Raw genomic sequence first — 235 nt, 5'->3', positions numbered from 1 at the left:
GAGGCCGTAGTAGATCAGCCATAGCTGGATCAGCAGCGGCGTGCCCCGGATCACGGTGCAGAAGGCGCGCGCCGTCCAGGCCAGCGGCCAGGGGCCAGTGACTTGCGCAAGCCCTATCGGGAGCGCCAGGGACATGCCGAAAGAGATCGAGAGACCCAGCAGTTGCAACGTCAGCCACAGACCTGCCAGGAGGCGGGGCGCGTATTCAGGTAGCCAATACCATTCCATCACGGGG

Annotated in this window: 1 protein-coding gene; it reads right to left on the bottom strand. The window is 64.7% G+C overall.

Annotated elements, in window-relative coordinates; all coding sequences use genetic code 11:
- Positions 1-235: ABC transporter permease subunit (locus tag R0J92_RS26725; protein ID WP_411053909.1), on the bottom strand; the 235-nt coding region annotated here is incomplete at both ends.

The sequence above is a fragment of the Tritonibacter sp. SIMBA_163 genome (assembly GCF_046535935.1).
In the GTDB taxonomy this organism is placed as follows: domain Bacteria; phylum Pseudomonadota; class Alphaproteobacteria; order Rhodobacterales; family Rhodobacteraceae; genus Epibacterium; species Epibacterium scottomollicae.
Note: the sequence above shows the minus strand (reverse complement) of the source record. Positions and strands in the feature narration are given on the sequence as shown.